Source organism: Bacillus sp. hwrm1 (assembly GCF_040207805.1).
In the GTDB taxonomy this organism is placed as follows: Bacteria; Bacillota; Bacilli; order Bacillales; family Bacillaceae; genus Bacillus; species Bacillus velezensis.
On the sequence record NZ_CP157943.1, the window covers coordinates 1,827,257 to 1,845,861 of the forward strand.

Sequence of the window (18,605 nt, forward strand, 5' to 3'; positions counted from 1 at the left end):
AATAAATTTTATAAAATGACTGGTTTACATACAAGCAGAGTGTAATTATTTGCATTAAGATACAAAAATATTTGCATTTAAATGCAAATAAACAATATAATAATCGTATATCAACCAAGATACTTCAAAATCATCAGATATTAAGGAGGGGTTACATGGATACTTATTTTGATTCAGTCATTGATAATTTAACTCGAAATGATTTGTATATTCTAGGCTTATTGAGCGATGAAGGGGCAGATTTAAAGTTTAAATCAATTAGGAAGAAAACCATTCAAGCAAAAACTCAGTTAACTGAAGCCACCTTTAGAAAGAGCATCGATCGTCTTGAGGCCTTGCAGTTTATTAATATAGTGAAAAATAGCAAAGAGCATACAGTTTTTATTACTCAATATGGACAAGAAGCTTTACGATATCAATTAGAAGGGGAGAGGGTTTAATGTTTGGATTTATTGGAGTTGGACAGGCCGGTGGAAGTGTAGCAGATGAAGCAATGAAGAGAGGATTTCATTCTGTTGCAATAAATTATTCACTTTCAGACCTTAATTCATTAATCAATATTCAAGATAAGCTTCATCTGGTAGGGACAGAAGGAGTAGGTAAAGACAGAAGCATAGCAGCGAAACATATGAAAAACAACTGGGAATCTTCAATTGAGTTTATAAAGAACACAATGGAAAAGCCTTCAGTACAAGTCATATTTGTTGTTTTCTCTGCAGCTGGTGGAACCGGTTCAGGGGTAGCTCCTATATTATTAGAATTGTTAAACGAATACCTTGCTCATAAAACCATAGTTGCTGTTCCAATCCTTCCTGATAACAATGAGGTATTGGTTAATCAGATTAATTCGCTGGAGCTACTAGATGAATTATCTCTGCCAGAGACCTGTGTTTTACCTTTGGATAATCAAATGGTTTTTCGCAAATATGAAGGGAAGATTTCAGAGAGCAGACTCTACAAGGAAACAAACAAAATGTTCCTGGATTTAATTGAAGTCTTACTCAATTACACGGACAGAGGATCAAAGATCAGTACATTAGACAGGAAGGATTTAAATCAGCTTTTTGATACACCAGGAATCATGACTATTGCTCAAACAGACCTCAATGAATTTACAAATGAGGGTAAGTATTTTGATAAGCTGCATGAAGATATACAAAAGTCGTGGAACAATTCGATTTTCACTCCTGTTGAGTTTGAAAATGTGATGAGAGCTGGAATTATCCTGGATGTTCATGAGTTCTTAACGGAGCATATATCGTATAATGAGCTGTTTAATGTCTTTGATAACAAGATGCCCCTAGACTTATTTAAAGGGCATTATGATAAAGGTAATAGGGCGATAACGATTCTTAGTGGATTAACCTGGATCAATGAACGGATGAAGCAGTTAGATGATCTAATTGAAAATGGAAACACTGAAGTTAAAGAAACAACTGTTTATAAAGCGAAGAATCGCCGTAGAGAGGATTTATTTAAACCGAAAAAACTGGAGAACAAGGAATCGAAAAAGACCTCGTATATGGAGGCACTGAAGAGACTAAAGCGCTAATTTTAAAGGGAAGCTGCCTACTAAGGTGGCTTTTTTATTTTGATTTTTAAGACCCCCTTGGTGATCATGAGCTAAAAAAGTGCGTATCGTGAATGAAGATCGGAAAGGGTTAATTAGTTGATATAGCAATGTTTTAGAGCTGTTAAAGGGGATAATAGGTGTTTTGTGATCGTAAAACGTAGACAGGAGAGAGGAAAAGTGGACTTTGAGTTAAAAATCTGATGAAAAAGGGGAGAATAAGGGGTGAAAAAACATTGATATTATAGGCTTTTACGATAGCGATTACGATGTGAAAATAGGCTGAAAAATGGGAAAGTGAAAAAATAAGTTGGGTGTGGAAATGGAAGTGCTAGGGGTACATTTGTTCTTGTTTTTTGGCCTTTAGATGTTAATATACCCCCTATATATTAGTATTGAATTCCCTATATAAGATACGTTATGTAGGGTTTTTATAATTTGGCTGATAAATTTGCACAGCTAACACAATTTCAAATGAAAAACAATAGTTATTTTTGAAAAAATAATTAAGTGGTCAATTTAAAAGTGAATACCCATTCATTAAAAATAATCGTGTATATAACGAAAGGAAGCAAATCGAAGTCTTATTTTTTATCTATACAATTTACTCATCAATCCGCACACCTATTTTATATTCATCCTAATCATATTCCTTCTCATCCTTCATCTCATTACATCCACCCTTAATCTTACCTAATCATCTCTATCCGTTTCCATTCACCACACATCATCATATATCCATCCTATAACACACTAACCACACATCATCAGAAGCATTCTAATACACCTAGAATCAATTTTAATTTGATCATAGTATCATTGGTATCTAATCCACATACACGCCTTATACAGCCTATAAACACCCATAAATAATAGTCCAAAATAATTTAAAAAAATCCATTTTAAGAGTAAAAATAAAATGACTTTGTAGGAAAAATGTGCTATAATAGAGTTATAGGAAAGGAGGTGAACAGAGTGCTTGAGAAAGTGGGTATAACAATTGCTTTCCTTATTCCTATCACGGTTTTAATCATCAACTGTTTAACGATAGCTGAGAAGATTCAAAACCTGATGAAGAAAAAAGAAAGCAAAAAGAAAAAGCGTACACGCAAGCGCCTCCGTAGCAAGAGACAACGCAAACGTATACGCAGATAACACGCTAAAGGGGAATTAATCCCCTTTAGTCACTACCCATATTATAACATGGACAAGCACTTTGTAAACATGAAGCGATTCTCATTATGGTTTACGAACATAACATTTGTTGTTTTATTCTTGTTGTTCCTGTTCATCAAAGATTACTTCAGCAGCGGAATACAGTCGCTTATTATGGCTATCTTCATAGTAACGTGTATCATTATCATTTTGTTATGGATCGGTTACTTTGTTATACGCCAAAAGAAGGTAAACAAATCTAACTGACATCATGCTATACTAAGCTTATTAGAGGTGAGCGGAATGGAAAATCAGATCCTTGAAGCGATACAGCAACTATCCAAGGATATTAACACAATTAAGCAGGACGTTAAGGATATTAAAGAAACTGTTAAACGAATCGAAGAAAATGAACCTGAAGAGGTTGTGTCTATGCTTAAGATTATTAACAAGAATATTGAAAGTGACCACCGATACAATGATAAGAAATTCTCTGGACTTGAAAGACGTATTCATGATCTTGAAGAAAGAATCAACAATTGAATTTCATATATGAGAAGGAGCGGTAAAACATTTATCCGTTCCTTTATTTTTAAATTAAAGGGGGAAGTCTGTATATATTATGAATAAAATTAAAATAGTTGATTCAGTAATGGGGAGCGGTAAAACATCTGCAGCGATTAACAAAATGAATTCTGCTGGTAAAGAAGAAACCTTTATATTCATCACACCTTATTTAAATGAAGTTGAGCGCATAAAGAAAAGTATAAAGTCCAAACACTTTTTCGAACCTAAAGTAAAGAAGAAAGGTGATAAAACACAATATAAGTTTGAATCCTTTCACGAACTCTTATCACAGAATAAAAACATTGTGGCAACTCATAACCTTTTTAAAAACGCAAACGACGAGACAAAGGAACTTATACTTGCAGGCAATTACACATTGATATTAGATGAAGTCATGGAAGTAGTGGAACAATTACAGGTGAAGAAACATGATCTAACAACACTGTTTGATTCCAATTTGATCTATGTTGAAAACGGTTTTGTCAAATGGAATGAAGAAAAAAAAGACTATGAAACACGATACGATGACATTCGAGATATGGCGTTAAATAACAATCTAATGTATTTCAAAGACAATATATTGATTTGGAACTTTCCTGCCGACGTATTCCAGTTATTCAAGGAAGTTTACATACTTACATATATGTTTGATGCTCAAATACAAAAATATTACTACGATCTGAACAACATTAAGTATCAAAAGTACAGTTCAGCTTACATGGATGGACAGTATAACTTCATTGATCACCGTCCTGATTATGAAAGGAGCTTTAAAAAAGAGTTAAGAAACAAAATAAAAATATATGAAGGAAATTTAAACACAATAGGACAACTGGAGTTTTCACTGTCTTCTAATTGGTATAAAAATAAATCACCTTACACAATCAAAAAGGTGAAGAACAATGTATTCAACTACTTTAATAATATTGTTAAGTCGTCAAGTGATGAAGCTATGTGGACGACTTATTCAGACCATAAGAACAGAATAAAGGGCAATGGGTATACAAAGGGATTTGTTTCATGTAATGCACGTGCAACAAACGAGTTTAAGCATAAGAAACACTTAGCATATACAATAAACAGATATACGAATACTGTTCTGTATAATTATTTTAAAGAAAAGTACAGTATTACAATAGACCAGGACGCATTTGCATTGTCTGAGTTAGTGCAATGGGTATGGAGGTCTGCTATTAGGGATGGAGAAGAAATAACTTTGTACATACCTTCTTTGAGAATGAGGAAGCTGCTCACAAACTGGCTCGATACCTGATAAAGAGGACAAACCTCTTAAACTTAAAAAATAAGCCAGTCATATCAAGGGTTTTAGAGCCTAAGTCTTAAGGAGAACCAGAAAAATAATTAAATAAAAAATAATAAATTCGTCCGTAAAGAAAGTGCCTTTACGGCCGTCTCGTTTCAGCAAGCTGAACCTCGATAATATGTCTTTCTTTTTTTTAGAATAAAAATAAAATAACTATTGAATATTTAAAGTGATCATGTTAAAATTAAATCAAGTCAAAGGATTACATACATTTAGAGTAAAAATAAAATTGTAATAAAGAATGGAGAGGTTGAAAATGACAGCTGTTTTAAGAATTAACGAAGAGTTAAACGGAATTGAACTTTATTTTGATAGTAAACCAGAACAAGAGGTTTTAACTCATCTTAAATCAAACGGTTTTCGATACTCTGGATTCAAAAAATGTTGGTGGAGCAAACGGACAGAAAAATCAATGCAGGTCGCTAATGGTGTCACTAAACAAGAAGTCTCATCTTCTAAAACAATCACTAAAACTAAAAAGAAAGCTAAGGGTGTAAAAATGGGTCTGTGGGATGCAACACAATGGAGTGAAGTAGAAGTAAATAAGGAACAAGAAGTAAAAGAAATGGCAAAGGAAATAAGAAAGCATTTGAGACAACGTTTCCCACAATGCAAATTCTCTGTTACTACTGGGGGAAGCTATTTACATAGCACTATTAACATCACAATCAAATCAAGTCCATATGAAAAAGGGTCAGCTTATTTGACTGCGATTTATGGTTATTGCAACAGTCTTTTAAACAATTATCGCCATTGCTACAGCCCAGCAGATCCATACACTGATTACGCAGGTAGTTACAACTTTTATGGTCGAGTTTCATTGGACTGGGAATACACAGTGACAGAACAAACAGAAGAAATTAAAGAAGATATGGCACTGTTTGATTCAAAGATGGAAGAATTCGAAGAAGCCGAGAAAGCGAGAAAAGAAAAAGAACTTAATGAGTATTTAAAAGAGCAAGAGCTTAAAAATGCTGAATATAAGAGACGGCAACAAGAAGAAAAGAAACAAGCAGAAAATATCTATAGCAGCATTGTAGTAAAACAACTGAATGAAGATCAAAAGTATTTTGTTATTGATGCACAGTTTGCCAACTTAAACAAAAATCAAACACTTGATCAATATAAAGACGAGGTTGCTAGAGGTGACTACAGACTTGAAAATGTGAAAATTACAAAAGAAGTGCATTTCAATACTGAAGAAGCTTTAAACAACTTTTCTAACTTGCTTTTAAATGATTTTGATTTTCTTGCGGAAACCGGTGGAAGTTTTACGGAAGACAACCGGATCAATTCAATGATTGATTATTATAATATGGACGATTTAGAAAAGAACACAGTTAAATGGAATTTATATGGCGTAGGAGTGTACTACGGAGGGAAATTGCAATTTATTATAGACGCTCAAGGCCATTCTTATTCAAGGTATGTTGGTTTAGTGGATAATGCAAAAATTGAAAAGGCGATTTCTCATAAACAAGCGATAAAAGAAGGAGAATTAGACGAGTTAAAATATCAAGCAAGAAAAATAGAAGATCTTTCTAGCTCAGTCATTGAAGAATTAAATATATTTCTAACCTGGAATAATGAAGACTGGGACAAATATAAAACTTCACTCAAAGAAAAATTGAAATTGAATAATTTTAATTTGAGTAAAAATGTTATCCAACAAGCAGATACAGAAAAATTAAAAACTGCTTTATACAGAATTCTCCATGAAGTTGACAGCATTCAAGAACAATTTAAAAATGCTGATCTTGAAAAAGGTGAAAAATATACTCTGTTTCACATATCTGATCTTGGATCTTTAATTACTGAAAGAATAACATATAACAGTTACCGGCCAACTAAATATGCCCAATATGATAATGCAGTCAAGTTGACATACCAGTCTGAAAATAAAAGAAAATTATATTATCGTCACTTCTATTCAGAATTATTGATGTTCAAAGGGTGGCATAAGCTGCCGAAAACAGTATTGAATAATGTAGAGGTTAAACCAGATGGAATGAAAATAATTCATAGTAAGTACCACTCTTGTGACAAAAGACAATTTGATGAGGTTTTAGGTTACTTAAATAATAAAAGCTTCAAACCAATAATCAACACGTATAAGCCTAATCTATAAACTCATGAGGGGATGGGAGAAGATCTCATTTCCTCACCAAAGGGGAAATTAAAATGTTTAAAGATAATCCGGATTTTTATCCGACACCACCACAGTTAATCCGAAAAATGACATCTAAAGTGGAATGGAAGCACATAAACTCTGTTCTGGAGCCGTCAGCAGGCAAAGGGAATTTAGTAGAAGCTATTCACAATCAATTTAAAAACACTAGCAACTATAGAAGGAATTCGAAATATGACATTGAGACAATTGAACAAGATGAAAACTTGAGACACATACTTAAAGGAAAAGAGTACAGAGTAATAGCTGATGATTTTCTGACGTTTAGAACATACAAGAAATACGATTTGATTTTTATGAATCCACCTTTTAGCGACGGTGCTAAACACTTATTAAAGGCCATTGAGTTAATTGAGAAGCAACAAAGATCCGGCCAAATTGTTTGCTTGTTAAACGCCGAAACATTAAAAAATCCGTATTCAAATGACAGGAAATTTCTGATACGTAAGCTAGAGGAGATAAATGCAGAAGTTGAATACATTCAAAACGCTTTTTCGAACTCAGAGCGAAGCACAGAAGTTGAAACGGCGCTAATATACATAAGCATTGAAAAACAAGAATATAGCAGCGTTCTAATAGAAGAATTGAAAAAAGATGAGTCCCATAAAATTAGTGCCGATTATAAAGCAACACAGTTAGTGAATGCAGACTTTATAAAAGGAATTGTAGAACAGTTCAATTATGAAATCAAAGCGGGTTTAAAATTAATCAATGAATATAACAGTTTAAAACCATTAATGCTACATAGTTTCAATGATGACAGTACTCCAATATTGAAGCTGCTAATTGATAAGAATACCGAAGAAAATGACATAGAGAATGCATATATAAAACAAATTAGGGCGAAGTATTGGAATACGTTATTTAACAATGATCAATTTATGGGGCTCTTCACAAGCAATCTGAAACAAAAGTATTTGCAGCACGTTGAGGAATTAAAAGATTATGACTTTTCTTTGTTCAATATCTATACATTAAGAATTCAGATGAGCAAAGAGATGACGCAGGGCGTAGAAGATACAATACTTAATCTTTTTGAAGAATTTAGCCACAAGCATTACTATGATGAATCCTCAAAAAATGTGCATTTATATAATGGGTGGAAAACAAATAAATCATATAAAATTAATAAAAAAATAATTATTCCATTGAACGTGTATAGCTGGCTAGATGGTCGGTATAATCCAACAGATTATAAGGTCTTAGAAAAGTTGAAAGATATCGAAAAAGTTTTCAATTATCTTGACAATGGATTGACAGAAGACATAAATATTGTTGAAACTTTAAAATTAGCTGAGCATTATGGGGAGACGAAAAAAATAGAGTTAAAGTACTTCTATGTAACTTTTTATAAAAAAGGGACATGTCACATCGAGTTTAAAGATATGGAAATTCTAAAGAAATTTAATATCTTTGGTAGCCAAAAGAAAAACTGGCTTCCTCCTTCGTATGGTAAGGTGAAATATCAGGATATGACAGCAGAAGAAAAAGACGTAATCAATAATTTTGAGGGTGCGCAATCTTACAATGAAACGGTAAATAACGCTTCTTATTATATCCTGGATACATCGAAGCTTCTCATGCTTACATCATAATAGCTTGAAATACACATTTTTAAGGATAAAAATAAAATAATCATTGATTATTTAAAATAGTCATGCTATACTTAAATCAAGTTAAAACAACAGCGAAGTATACATATTTTAAAGATGAAAATAAAATAACTAAAACAAAATGAAATGCATATTTTATATGAATTGAAAAAATCCTAATGGTTATTCTTCTTTTTTAGGATACAACAGACCTCTAAAAGCTTTATATCATAAGGGTTCTTGTTGCTGTTTTATTAAGAAGATAATGGACATAAGGGGGTGATTTGAATGTGAAATGTAAACTTTTTCATAAAGATCTAAATATACATAAATCAAATTAATTGGAGAGGTTTTATTGGAAAAAAATTTAACTGTAATTGAACGGGATGGACAACTTTTAATGGATAGTCGTGAAGTGGCTGATATGGTTGAAAAGAGACACGCAAATCTAGTAAGGGACATTGAAAAATATATGCAGATTTTAGAAAACTCAAAATTGAGTTCTCTTGATTTCTTTATTGAAAACTCGTATACCGTAGAGGGGAATAAACGTCCATACAAATACTACCTTCTCACTCGTAAAGGCTGCGACATGGTGGCTAATAAAATGAATGGTACAAAAGGCGTTTTGTTTACTGCGCATTATGTTACACGGTTTGAAGAGATGGAAACGCAGCTTAAAAAACAATTAGTTCCTTCCTATATGATTGATAACTCAATCCAACGGGCGGAGCGATGGATACAAGAACAAAAGGAACGTGAGAGAATCGAATCTGAAAAACTCCTTTTGGAACAACAGGTAACTGAGTATCAACCAAAAGTGGAGAAGTATCATCAGTTCTTGGACGCTGACGGGCTAATGGACATTGGTTCACTTGCTAAGGAATTAAATATCAAAGGATTTGGACGTAATAAGTTATTCACTTTTCTTAAGGATCAGAAAATCCTGATGGCAAATAACCTTCCATATCAGAAATATATGGGTCGTGGTTTATTTGAAGTTAAAAGTGTGCCAACATCTAAGATTGGATATGTTTCAAAAACGTATCTCACTGCTAAAGGTGCAGACTACATAACCGATTTAATTAGTAAGCGTAAGCCAGCTTAACAGATATATAACTAAATGTTATTATTCTAAACTAAAATACTTTCGCTCTCTTTTTTTTTAAAGGGAGCGGATATGCTATAAAGATGGGTGAAAAGTTGGCTGCGACTAAAACAAAATATATATTGAGCTTTAGTCTAAATGTGTGATAATTAGATATAATATAAAATCTTGAAAAGGTGGATATTATGTCTAAAGAAATTGATATTTTCATCAGAGTGCTACAAAAAGCACCTGCAAAAACTGGGGTAGCTATCGCGATATTTAGATACAAAGGAATTATGAAAGAAACATATTTCACCTGTTTAGAGCGAACGCAAAACAGATCAATAATTCTTGCTGCTAAAACTGCAATCGAAAGTTTATCAACCAGCTGTATAGTGAATTTACATACACAAAATAATTTTGGTTTTTCATACATGGCAGAAAGAAGGCATAAAAAATGGATTAATCGTGATATAGGTGATCAGCTATTGATCACTGTTGATAAGGGAGGTCACACACTTAACTTAATTGATTGTTCAACATCAATTGAAGGGAAAAATTATCAGCAAGCGTTATCTCAGAGATTAAGAAATATACAGGGGAATGCTTTATTTAAAGGGAGAGAGTAATTCATGTCTATGAAGGTAAAACAATTGATTGATTCATTGCAAGAGATGATGGACAAAGGGCAAATAACAGAGGAAACACAGGTTCTACTCAATACATATGACGACTGCATGTACGAAGTAGCATGTGTTGAGCCACTGGGAGAGTTTGTACAAATAGAAGCTAAGATTAAATAAAACATGTTTTAAACAGAATAGGAGTTGCACAGGATGGAAAATGAATTTATACATCTAATGAAAAGGCTAGATGAATCAGATATTGAAGAAGCGCAAAACACAGACTTTGATCATATGACTTACACTTTAAAAGATTTCACCCAAACTTTATATAATTTGCTCGGTTCGGTTGATGAAGGCGAAGGAACAGGATTGTCGAATAAGGATATAAGGAAAAGAAAAGCTGTGTTAGATATGGCTTTCACATATCTATACGCATCTGCTGATGACATAAGAAAATATCTTGAAAGTGAATATGAGGAGGAGTTAAATACACCTCAATTCAAGCATCTTAAACAACTTTGAATAAAAACACCATTTCATGCTAAACAGGATTCGGGCTGCCTACATAAGAACAGCCCTTGCAGTTAGCTCGCAATCCTTGTTTTGACTGGTTTGTTTTTCTTGATATTACGTAATTTAAGAGCGGGTTTTTCCACTATTCTGTACGAAAGAAATGCGGATGCAGCAGTAACAGCAATTAGAACTATGATCAACGGGTAATCAGACAGTGTTTTATTAATTCCAGTGTATAGGAAGACGTTGATAATCACCATGTGCCATATGAAAATCCCCATACTGATATCATCTAACCGGTTTAGTTGCCGCAATATCTTCGGCCCATTGTAACCGAACCATACAATTGCATAGCTCAAAGGTACGAACCATAAAAAGTTCCATAATGTGCTGTTTATTGAGCTGAGGTGTAAAGGGTCAATTTTAAAGAATAAAAATAAAATTATTGAAGATAAGAATAAAACAATATGCCGCGGTGACTTACTCCATGCCTTTGCCCAGAAGATGCCCAAGGTGAAATAAAACATCTGCGGCAAAAAAGAATGTAAGTATAAGCTACCGATTACATTACCAGGCAAGAACTTCAAAACCCCGAAAGAAATCAGCACACTAAAAGCAGAAACAGCAAAAGAACAAAGAATCATTTTTTTGAATCCGAAGCGTTTATAAAACCAATAAATTGCGGGTAATACCAGGTAAAAGCTAATCTGAACAGGAATTGTCCAAAGTGAATCGTTAAGACGACCTGTGCCAATGTGATGGAATATGTCAGGGAAATATTGAGGGTATAACACAAAATTGCTAAGAAGCCATGTCCAGTACTCTTTAGTAGTGAATACTGTTAATGAAAGAGCTCCTAGAACAATTAGCAGTACAGTGGAGACAATAGCATAGGTGTATATTGCGGGTGCGATCCTGATAATTCTGCTCCAATAAAAATCGATTACATTGTTTCCTTTTGTCTTGGATCTTTCATAAGAAGTGAAAAGAAAAAATGCGCTTAGAAAAAAGAAGATTGATATGCCGGTGTGAAACATTGCTTTACTCTCTGGGGTATAACCAAAGACAGAAATGTTTAGATCTCTTGTAGCATGGCCAATCAACACACAAAGAGCAACAAAAAGCCTGACAACAAAGAAACAATTAGAGTGTTTTACATTCATTAAAAGAACCTCTTTCCTATACCATATGGCGAATAAGCAGTAAGGCTGCCTATAAGCAGTGATGATTATATCATAAAAATGGAAGATTTGTTCTTAAAAATGAACTAAAATAAATATTTTTGTTCTCAATAAGATGTTTTTGTGTGGTATAGAGAGGTATAGATACTTATAAATACACGTAGATATTCATAGATACATGTATATCTAGCTATATCATGAAGAATACAGATAAATCACGATGTTTCTGCCTGTTCTTTCACCCTTATTTCAAATATAGTATAATTTGGAAAAGGAGGAGAAGGAATGAAAAAGCTAATCTTTTTGGTTGTGATTTGCATTGGTTTTATATTGAGTTTTAACACACCAAGTGCTGAGGCGAAGCTTACATTAGACTACAAAAATGTGAATTTTCACATGAGTGAGGATTCAGAGAGTTTTTCAATGGCAGATTATTTTGATCGGAATTATGATCGCACTTGGCTCTTCTACAAATTCACAATTAGCAATGCAGAAGGGTGTACTCTAAATATGAAAATCAGCAGGATAACTCTTGCTGGCTGGGTATTTCCACGTAGTGAGAAGCAGTTTGTAGGGAACTACGCCGACTATACTGCTACAGATCGAGTAGAGGGAGATGCTAATCGTAATCATATGTTAGAGATTACAAAGAATCCAGGCTGCGGAGATGTGTGGATTAAAGGCATTTATGGATTTGAACACGAAGACTCATTTGATTGGTAAGCTTAATACATAGTCAAGGTATATCCTTGACCTTTTTTATGCATATGATGATAATTTAAAGTGATCATACATAATGAATGTGAGGTAGTTAAATTGATTAAATCAAATCTAAAGCCGATATTAGACGAAAGGAATATCAGTATTCGAAAGCTGTCCAATGATATTGACCATGGTTTTAACACAGTTAGGAAGCTTTATCACGATGAAATGGAGCGGTACCCAAGAGATCTGTTGGATAAAGTCTGTACATATTTAGACATTGAGCTGCATGAGCTGTTGATTTACAAAAAAGATTAAAAAGATATTGATCACTTTAAGTGATCATGGTATACTAAAGTTACTAGAACAGTAAATACTTACAAATTTTCTAAGTCTACATAAAATCGTACTTTCATAGGGAAAAGAGGAAAAGAAATGTTGCCAACTTCTTTAAAAGCAAAAGTTCAGCGAATTTTATTAAAAGGTAGCTTTAAAAAATCTGAGAGCTCTAAAAGCGGAGTAAAAGGACTAAGCAATATTTCTGCGGGTTTTACTTTTGCCAAGACGTTTGACGACGATTACTGCCTCTATTATACAGCTGGTAATATGGCCTTCCGGGGAATGCCCAACGAAGAAAAGGATAATCAAACAGAAAAAATGTATCAGTTCTTATTGGATCAGGGCCTTCAAAAAAACATTGAACTGATAGAGTTTAGAAATCAAAAAGCAATTTTGTTGAAAGTGGAGTAATTTCGCAGCACTTTGAGAAACAGCATAAAATCATTCTTTTAAGGAGATATTGGATGGATAATTACGAACCAAATATTCAACGTCTAAATACAATTGATAAACGACTTAGGAGATATAGCCTTGATTCAAAGCTAGAATTGTTAAGGTTGCTTTATCACGGAGCTAGCCCTTATTTACCAAACGATGATTTTTTGCGAAGTATTCTGCCTCAAAGCCCCCTTAGAAAAAGGGTTAGAGGCAGAGTTTATAATCATGAATTGGCTTACCTCTCTCTGGCTGCAATTGTAAAAGGGGAGTGGAATGGTCAAATAAAAGATATTGATTTTAATGCACTGAAAAAAATTATAGAATTATATCGAGATTATAACGTCCCATTTATACATAAAGAAGATAGTGATTTATCAGACAGTGAAATGTTTGCACAATTTTCAGTACGGACAGGATTACAACAGTTTATATTTCAAAGGTATCCGTTTAGAAGTTTTTACAGATACAACTATTTTTTTAATTATATGCACTCAAATCTAAATATTAAAGACATTTTTATAAACGAATTTGGATACTGTTATCAAGATTATTTGTTATTTTCTTGGGTACTTTATGTTTATTCTTCGAAATCTTCTATTTTCAATCTAGATGAATTATTAAAAAATTGTACAGAAACACTCGGTTTTTCTGAAAGTAAAGCCAGGAGGATTGTTAGTACGTTTTCGATAGAAAGAGAAGATTATCAAGATTTTTATAAAAAATATTCAACAAACGATGAAAATATGAGGATTTATGATTTTAACCCTCTTTTAGTCAAGCCGATTTTAACATATGATTCAAAAAGTTATTTTCCGATGCCATTTGCTATATTTATAGCAGTTACTGAAGGATTATATCAACAGTTATGTACCATAAAAGGACTCCAATTTAAAACTGATTTTGGAAAACTTGCTTTTGAAGACTATATAGAGCATATTTTAAAATTACATAAATATGACTATATAAAAGAGTTTGAATACGAGGTAAATAGAAATCAATTAAGATCTCCTGATTTTATTTTAATTAAAAATGACCATATTATTTTTATGGAATTGAAAGCTAGAGCACCTATGATTAGTCTTAGAACGGCAAATAGAAACAAATATAGAGAAGAGCTTAGAAAATCACATGGTGCAGCATTAGCCCAATGTTTTAAAAAGGAAAGTCATATTAAAAAGGGATTTTTAAAGCATCCTAAACTTCCACAAAATATATCAAGGATATCACATATTGCTTTAACACTTGAGGAATTTAATATAGTAGACAGAACAGGGATTGATGAAGCAATTGCAATGCAAGGAGCACCTTTAAGCGATTCACAATACCATACAATGAGCACAACTACACTTGAGTCCATTTTAGAGGAAGATGACAGAGACGTTTTTGAATATTGTATGGACAGAGAAACGGCAGGTACAACAAATACACATTTTTCTGATGCCGATGTAAAAAGGGTGAAGATTGAAAATAATAGGGATGAAAATTTAATGAGAGATATTATAAGAAAAATCATTTGAATAAACTATGATTTGAAAGGGAGAGGATGACTTATGGCAGCTAAAATGGTAACTGTCTGGTGCAAATATGATAAAAAAGGCAGCGAAGCCAAACTGAATCATATTGAAGATGGATGGGTGAACGGTGAATACCCAAAACCTATAGACCCGTCATTCACAAATCAAGAAGCATGGGAGAAAAGTGATTGGGAAAGGAAATATGCATACTTAGACGAACAGAATAAAGTATTGAGCGTTCCACCAGCAAATTGGATTAAATGATGAACTGGAGATTTGGAGGGGAGGACACATGATCAAGGTTTATACAAGAGGTCATAAGATACCAGAAAAGATTAAGTCTTGCATCTCTGAATGGAATTATTGGTCTTGGATTGTAGTTGCCAATACTGCAAAGAGGAATAAGGATGCGAAACGACTAATAGAGAAGATTGAAGGTGAACCAGACAGGATAGCGGAATATAAAACTGAAGACGGAATTGAAGTATATGTAAGCTACATGATTCCAGTGAAATAAAAAAGAGCACTTAAATGCTCTTCTTCATACCACACCTACGACACTCACGTAAAAACACACCACTTTTCACTGAACTCTTGAATAAAGCGTAATCACAGTTGTCACAGCGTCCATATTTAACATCGGGATACTCCTTATAATCATATACAATTGTTACATCGTAGCCATTAGTCTCAAAATCTTTCTCTTCCATTAATTTTCACCTACACAAAGTATTTAACACTACTATAATACCAGACGATGTAAGTAAGGAGGGCTTTAATTTGATTGGAGTAGCATATTTCTTAATAGTCTGGCTTGGTGTAGGCTTTCTGACAGGATTTAAGGCCTTATTTGTTGATCAGGTTTATGATGAAGAGTTTAAGCAGGAACTGATTGATTCATTTTCACCAGGTATGGAGCAGAATATGATTGAACTGTTCTTTAAGAATAAAATAAATATCATGGTGTTTTACATATTAATTGGATTGCTGCCACTGGCCATAAAAATTGCTGGTCTGTTGAAGAGGGGTTAGCTATGCCGGTTATCGATAACTTTTTTGTTATTCAATTTGAAAATGATGATTACTTCAACTCATTTAAATTAAATGGAAGTGGTTATAAGACATCTAAGGGGCTTCATGGCGCTTCTAAGTTCACTACAATGTCAGAGCTTTAGTGATTGCAAACGAGCTACATGCAAAGTTTAAAGCTACTTCTGCAATAAGACAAATTGAGGTTATTACTAGGTGAGGAGTGTTCAGGTGTACTGGATTGAATGGATTGAGGATGGGGAGACGAAAAGCATTGTTGCAGAAGGTTGGATTGAATGGGCCGCAATCCTGGAAGACCTTTATCAACAGAGATTTGAGTATGTTGAATGGAAACGGCTTTAAATAAAGAGTGAGATCTTGAAATAATTACCTTATTTAAAGTGTAGGTTAACTCAGGTGAACAAAAGGAGTGGTTATCTTTTGTCTGATACACTAAGGCAAGTCTCAAAAAATAGGAAGTACAGAGAATTAGTTCTTCGCAGGAAACAATGCACTTTATGTCAAGGAGTCAAGAATCCGGCAGTAATACTAAATGGGAGATATGATTCCAATCACATAAATCCTTGGACTAAATGGCACGGCAATTTAAATGCTAAAGTGTTAATCATAGGACAAGATTGGGGTCATGTAGATGCATTTATTAGAAATAAGGGCCAAGTGAACCCATTAAATCCAACAAACAATAAACTGATTGAAATGCTAGCTATTATAGGTATCAGGCCAGAAGATACATACTTGACGAATGCAATACTATGCATGAAAGAGACAGAAAACTTGTCCGGTAGAACAAAATCTGCTTGGTATAGGAATTGTAGCGAAAACTTTTTGAAATATGAAATTGAAATTGTTAATCCTAAAATTATTATTACCTTAGGAGTAAAACCCTTTAGGACTGTTAAAAGAGTGTATAACATAAGATGCTCGAATCATTTAGGAGATGTGATTAAGTTCGAGGAACCCATAATCATAAATGAAGCAAAGTGGTTCCCTGTTTATCATATTGGTAAGTTGGCTCGAAGTTCAAGGCCCTTAGAGAAACAAAGAGAAGATTGGGATCGAATAAAGAATTTCCTTTGAATGAATTTAGATAAAAGAATCCTTTTATTGAGAGGGAAGGTTTATAGAAAGTGAATAGAAATCCAGTTAGACAACACACAATTCCAAAGACATATCTAAAACATTTTTCAGAGAATCAGGAAACTATATATTTGTATGATCTGGATAAAGAAGAGATAAGACAACAAAGTATTGCTAGTGTCTCAATTGTTAAAGATTTTTACACAGTAGTTGATGTGGACGAACAAGAAAAATTATATGATTTAGAACATTTTTTGGCCGAGTCAATTGAACCTATTTACAACCCTACCATACAGCATCTGGAAGATAATCGATTTCTAATTAATAAAGAGGAATTTTCATATTTTATTGCTGCACAATATTTAAGAAGTCCCAGGATAAAAAAACAAATTTTGAATGAAATTTATGATGCAGTTATAAATGGTAAATCCGGTGAAATATTTAAAGATGAGGATATAAAAATATTTAGGAAAGAATTTATACAAGACGGCAATGCACTGACTTTAAAGGAATTTTTGCAACAGAGAGAAGAAAATGAAGGGATTTCGATTATTGCTGAAATTGACGACAGTTGTTATGGGCAATATTTTTTTAAAATAATAAGTAAGCTTGCAAAGTCAATTTCAGAAAAAAATTGGGGGTTTATAAATCCTCCCAAAAAGAGAAATTTTATAACATGCGACAATTCTTATATCAGGGCAGATGCTTACGGAGGAAATATTGGATGGATTAACGGTGACATCTTTATTTTAAGTAAAAACCTAGCACTCGTAATTGGAGATATTGAAGGATGGTATGATATTAATCTTAATGATGTGAAATTAATTAACACACATGTGGTTCATAATGCCGATCGATATGTATTTTCCCATTCATCTGAACTTTTAAACCGTTTTGCAAGAAGAAATAAAAACAAATTAAAAGATCATTAAAAAGGCTAAGGCCTCTTCAGAAATTGAAAAGATAACAGATGATAATGCTGCAAAGTTTTTAAACATCGGCATATGTATGAATTGTATAAAGAAATTGATTATAAACAATAAAAAAAGTCCGGATAAAATAATTGTTTTAAAGGGAGACATATGGATAAATACTCAAACTTCAAACTAAAGATTGATGCAAAACCTTCTTTATTTCATGGAAGAACTGTAAGGAAAGCAGTTGGTCAATCACTTTGGTATAGAATCAGGGATCATATATTGCAAAAGGATGCACCTGTATGTAGCATTTGCGGATTTTCTCCTCAGCAAGACGAAATGCGGAACCTTCACCTTCACGAGATTGAGCACTATGACTTTGAAAATATTGTGGTTAAATTAAATGGATTAAATTTAATTTGTGCAAACTGTCACGCTTTTCATCACTTTGGTTTCACACAACTATATTCGAGTAAAGAAAAAATGGAACGATTAATTGAGCATTTTATAAAAGTGAATGAATGCGAAATAAACGACTTTAAAGAATACAGAAAGAGTTTACTCTTCAGACGCCATTCTTCCTCAGAAGTGGAAAGCAAGAAAACAAAATCAAATCTGTCCTTTCGGGATATTCTAGCAGGTAATTATACAGTTAGATATGCAATTCTAGGAGATATACCATTCAAAGACAAAGTTATTGAAAAGCTAAACAAGAAGGGCGTTTATTACCAATACAAATAACTGACATGACCTCTATTAAGA

General features: G+C 33.2%; 24 protein-coding genes. 22 read left to right on the forward strand and 2 right to left on the reverse strand.

Annotated elements, in window-relative coordinates; all coding sequences use genetic code 11:
* Positions 1-155 precede the first annotated feature (155 nt).
* From ABK447_RS09340 to ABK447_RS09390, 11 genes are all read left to right on the forward strand, one after another.
* Positions 156-440 carry a hypothetical protein gene (locus ABK447_RS09340; protein WP_038458716.1) on the forward strand — a complete coding sequence of 95 codons (285 nt, stop codon included), beginning with the start codon at positions 156-158 and terminating at the stop codon, positions 438-440.
* Entirely contained in the window at positions 440-1,552 is a 1,113-nt protein-coding gene (locus ABK447_RS09345) for a tubulin-like doman-containing protein (protein WP_197200335.1), read from the forward strand. Before ABK447_RS09340 ends, ABK447_RS09345 begins: the two co-directional genes overlap by 1 nt.
* A gap of 954 nt (positions 1,553-2,506) precedes the next feature.
* The gene (locus ABK447_RS09350) at positions 2,507-2,725 is read left to right on the forward strand and encodes a hypothetical protein (RefSeq protein ID WP_206701183.1); all 219 of its coding nucleotides are present in this window, start codon (positions 2,507-2,509) and stop codon (positions 2,723-2,725) included.
* Positions 2,726-3,028: 303 nt separating this feature from the next.
* Entirely contained in the window at positions 3,029-3,268 is a 240-nt protein-coding gene (locus tag ABK447_RS09355; protein ID WP_014472020.1) for a hypothetical protein, read from the forward strand.
* A gap of 79 nt (positions 3,269-3,347) precedes the next feature.
* Complete coding sequence (locus tag ABK447_RS09360) at positions 3,348-4,565, forward strand: hypothetical protein (protein WP_197200333.1); 1,218 nt, start codon at positions 3,348-3,350, stop codon at positions 4,563-4,565.
* A gap of 307 nt (positions 4,566-4,872) precedes the next feature.
* The gene (locus ABK447_RS09365; RefSeq protein ID WP_197200332.1) at positions 4,873-6,744 is read left to right on the forward strand and encodes an LPD29 domain-containing protein; all 1,872 of its coding nucleotides are present in this window, start codon (positions 4,873-4,875) and stop codon (positions 6,742-6,744) included.
* 53 nt (positions 6,745-6,797) lie between these two features.
* Positions 6,798-8,399: a DUF4942 domain-containing protein gene (locus tag ABK447_RS09370; RefSeq protein WP_197200331.1), complete on the forward strand. Its 1,602-nt coding sequence runs from the start codon at positions 6,798-6,800 to the stop codon at positions 8,397-8,399.
* Positions 8,400-8,751: 352 nt separating this feature from the next.
* Positions 8,752-9,504: a Rha family transcriptional regulator gene (locus ABK447_RS09375; protein ID WP_038458705.1), complete on the forward strand. Its 753-nt coding sequence runs from the start codon at positions 8,752-8,754 to the stop codon at positions 9,502-9,504.
* 185 nt (positions 9,505-9,689) lie between these two features.
* The gene (locus ABK447_RS09380; protein WP_038458703.1) at positions 9,690-10,115 is read left to right on the forward strand and encodes a hypothetical protein; all 426 of its coding nucleotides are present in this window, start codon (positions 9,690-9,692) and stop codon (positions 10,113-10,115) included.
* A 3-nt stretch (positions 10,116-10,118) separates the two neighbouring features.
* Entirely contained in the window at positions 10,119-10,289 is a 171-nt protein-coding gene (locus ABK447_RS09385; RefSeq protein WP_203226402.1) for a hypothetical protein, read from the forward strand.
* A gap of 33 nt (positions 10,290-10,322) precedes the next feature.
* On the forward strand, positions 10,323-10,634 hold the full coding sequence (locus tag ABK447_RS09390) for a hypothetical protein (protein WP_038458701.1): 312 nt from the start codon (positions 10,323-10,325) through the stop codon (positions 10,632-10,634).
* Between the two features lie 62 nt (positions 10,635-10,696).
* Here ABK447_RS09390 and ABK447_RS09395 read toward each other — a convergent pair whose 3' ends face one another.
* Positions 10,697-11,788: an acyltransferase gene (locus tag ABK447_RS09395; protein WP_197200330.1), complete on the reverse strand. Its 1,092-nt coding sequence runs from the start codon at positions 11,786-11,788 to the stop codon at positions 10,697-10,699.
* 303 nt (positions 11,789-12,091) lie between these two features.
* On the opposite strand from ABK447_RS09395, the gene ABK447_RS09400 reads away from it, so the two are divergent.
* From ABK447_RS09400 to ABK447_RS09425, 6 genes are all read left to right on the forward strand, one after another.
* Positions 12,092-12,529 carry a hypothetical protein gene (locus ABK447_RS09400; RefSeq protein WP_197200329.1) on the forward strand — a complete coding sequence of 146 codons (438 nt, stop codon included), beginning with the start codon at positions 12,092-12,094 and terminating at the stop codon, positions 12,527-12,529.
* A 93-nt stretch (positions 12,530-12,622) separates the two neighbouring features.
* Positions 12,623-12,826: a helix-turn-helix transcriptional regulator gene (locus tag ABK447_RS09405; protein WP_014470137.1), complete on the forward strand. Its 204-nt coding sequence runs from the start codon at positions 12,623-12,625 to the stop codon at positions 12,824-12,826.
* Positions 12,827-12,943: 117 nt separating this feature from the next.
* Positions 12,944-13,258: a hypothetical protein gene (locus tag ABK447_RS09410; RefSeq protein WP_095353121.1), complete on the forward strand. Its 315-nt coding sequence runs from the start codon at positions 12,944-12,946 to the stop codon at positions 13,256-13,258.
* 53 nt (positions 13,259-13,311) lie between these two features.
* Positions 13,312-14,802 (forward strand): hypothetical protein, encoded by a 1,491-nt coding sequence (locus ABK447_RS09415; protein ID WP_197200328.1) that lies wholly within the window; start codon positions 13,312-13,314, stop codon positions 14,800-14,802.
* Positions 14,803-14,835: 33 nt separating this feature from the next.
* A complete protein-coding gene (locus tag ABK447_RS09420; protein WP_197200327.1) occupies positions 14,836-15,063 on the forward strand; it encodes a hypothetical protein in 228 nt (75 codons plus the stop codon).
* 28 nt (positions 15,064-15,091) lie between these two features.
* Positions 15,092-15,316, forward strand: coding sequence for a hypothetical protein (locus tag ABK447_RS09425; RefSeq protein WP_197200326.1), 225 nt, complete (start codon positions 15,092-15,094; stop codon positions 15,314-15,316).
* 10 nt (positions 15,317-15,326) lie between these two features.
* Here the strand turns inward: ABK447_RS09425 and ABK447_RS09430 are convergent, their stop codons facing one another.
* Positions 15,327-15,509, reverse strand: coding sequence for a hypothetical protein (locus ABK447_RS09430; protein ID WP_041482308.1), 183 nt, complete (start codon positions 15,507-15,509; stop codon positions 15,327-15,329).
* A gap of 70 nt (positions 15,510-15,579) precedes the next feature.
* On the opposite strand from ABK447_RS09430, the gene ABK447_RS09435 reads away from it, so the two are divergent.
* The 5 genes from ABK447_RS09435 (at position 15,580) to ABK447_RS09455 (ending at position 18,584) form a co-directional block, all read left to right on the forward strand.
* The gene (locus tag ABK447_RS09435; RefSeq protein WP_197200325.1) at positions 15,580-15,831 is read left to right on the forward strand and encodes a hypothetical protein; all 252 of its coding nucleotides are present in this window, start codon (positions 15,580-15,582) and stop codon (positions 15,829-15,831) included.
* A gap of 228 nt (positions 15,832-16,059) precedes the next feature.
* Positions 16,060-16,191, forward strand: a complete 132-nt coding sequence (locus ABK447_RS09440) for a hypothetical protein (RefSeq protein WP_197200324.1) — start codon at positions 16,060-16,062, stop codon at positions 16,189-16,191.
* Positions 16,192-16,269: 78 nt separating this feature from the next.
* Positions 16,270-16,926 (forward strand): uracil-DNA glycosylase family protein, encoded by a 657-nt coding sequence (locus ABK447_RS09445; protein WP_038458678.1) that lies wholly within the window; start codon positions 16,270-16,272, stop codon positions 16,924-16,926.
* A gap of 50 nt (positions 16,927-16,976) precedes the next feature.
* Entirely contained in the window at positions 16,977-17,858 is an 882-nt protein-coding gene (locus ABK447_RS09450; protein ID WP_197200323.1) for a DUF4238 domain-containing protein, read from the forward strand.
* Positions 17,859-18,008: 150 nt separating this feature from the next.
* On the forward strand, positions 18,009-18,584 hold the full coding sequence (locus tag ABK447_RS09455; protein ID WP_197200322.1) for a hypothetical protein: 576 nt from the start codon (positions 18,009-18,011) through the stop codon (positions 18,582-18,584).
* Positions 18,585-18,605 lie beyond the last annotated feature (21 nt).

Coding starts and splice junctions, on each gene's coding strand:
- ABK447_RS09340 (WP_038458716.1), top strand. CDS start 156: ATGGATACTTATTTTGATTCAGTCATTGATAATTTAACTCGAAATGAT.
- ABK447_RS09345 (WP_197200335.1), top strand. CDS start 440: ATGTTTGGATTTATTGGAGTTGGACAGGCCGGTGGAAGTGTAGCAGAT.
- ABK447_RS09350 (WP_206701183.1), top strand. CDS start 2,507: ATGTGCTATAATAGAGTTATAGGAAAGGAGGTGAACAGAGTGCTTGAG.
- ABK447_RS09355 (WP_014472020.1), top strand. CDS start 3,029: ATGGAAAATCAGATCCTTGAAGCGATACAGCAACTATCCAAGGATATT.
- ABK447_RS09360 (WP_197200333.1), top strand. CDS start 3,348: ATGAATAAAATTAAAATAGTTGATTCAGTAATGGGGAGCGGTAAAACA.
- ABK447_RS09365 (WP_197200332.1), top strand. CDS start 4,873: ATGACAGCTGTTTTAAGAATTAACGAAGAGTTAAACGGAATTGAACTT.
- ABK447_RS09370 (WP_197200331.1), top strand. CDS start 6,798: ATGTTTAAAGATAATCCGGATTTTTATCCGACACCACCACAGTTAATC.
- ABK447_RS09380 (WP_038458703.1), top strand. CDS start 9,690: ATGTCTAAAGAAATTGATATTTTCATCAGAGTGCTACAAAAAGCACCT.
- ABK447_RS09385 (WP_203226402.1), top strand. CDS start 10,119: ATGTCTATGAAGGTAAAACAATTGATTGATTCATTGCAAGAGATGATG.
- ABK447_RS09390 (WP_038458701.1), top strand. CDS start 10,323: ATGGAAAATGAATTTATACATCTAATGAAAAGGCTAGATGAATCAGAT.
- ABK447_RS09395 (WP_197200330.1), bottom strand. CDS start 11,788: ATGAATGTAAAACACTCTAATTGTTTCTTTGTTGTCAGGCTTTTTGTT.
- ABK447_RS09400 (WP_197200329.1), top strand. CDS start 12,092: ATGAAAAAGCTAATCTTTTTGGTTGTGATTTGCATTGGTTTTATATTG.
- ABK447_RS09410 (WP_095353121.1), top strand. CDS start 12,944: ATGTTGCCAACTTCTTTAAAAGCAAAAGTTCAGCGAATTTTATTAAAA.
- ABK447_RS09415 (WP_197200328.1), top strand. CDS start 13,312: ATGGATAATTACGAACCAAATATTCAACGTCTAAATACAATTGATAAA.
- ABK447_RS09420 (WP_197200327.1), top strand. CDS start 14,836: ATGGCAGCTAAAATGGTAACTGTCTGGTGCAAATATGATAAAAAAGGC.
- ABK447_RS09425 (WP_197200326.1), top strand. CDS start 15,092: ATGATCAAGGTTTATACAAGAGGTCATAAGATACCAGAAAAGATTAAG.
- ABK447_RS09430 (WP_041482308.1), bottom strand. CDS start 15,509: ATGGAAGAGAAAGATTTTGAGACTAATGGCTACGATGTAACAATTGTA.
- ABK447_RS09455 (WP_197200322.1), top strand. CDS start 18,009: ATGGATAAATACTCAAACTTCAAACTAAAGATTGATGCAAAACCTTCT.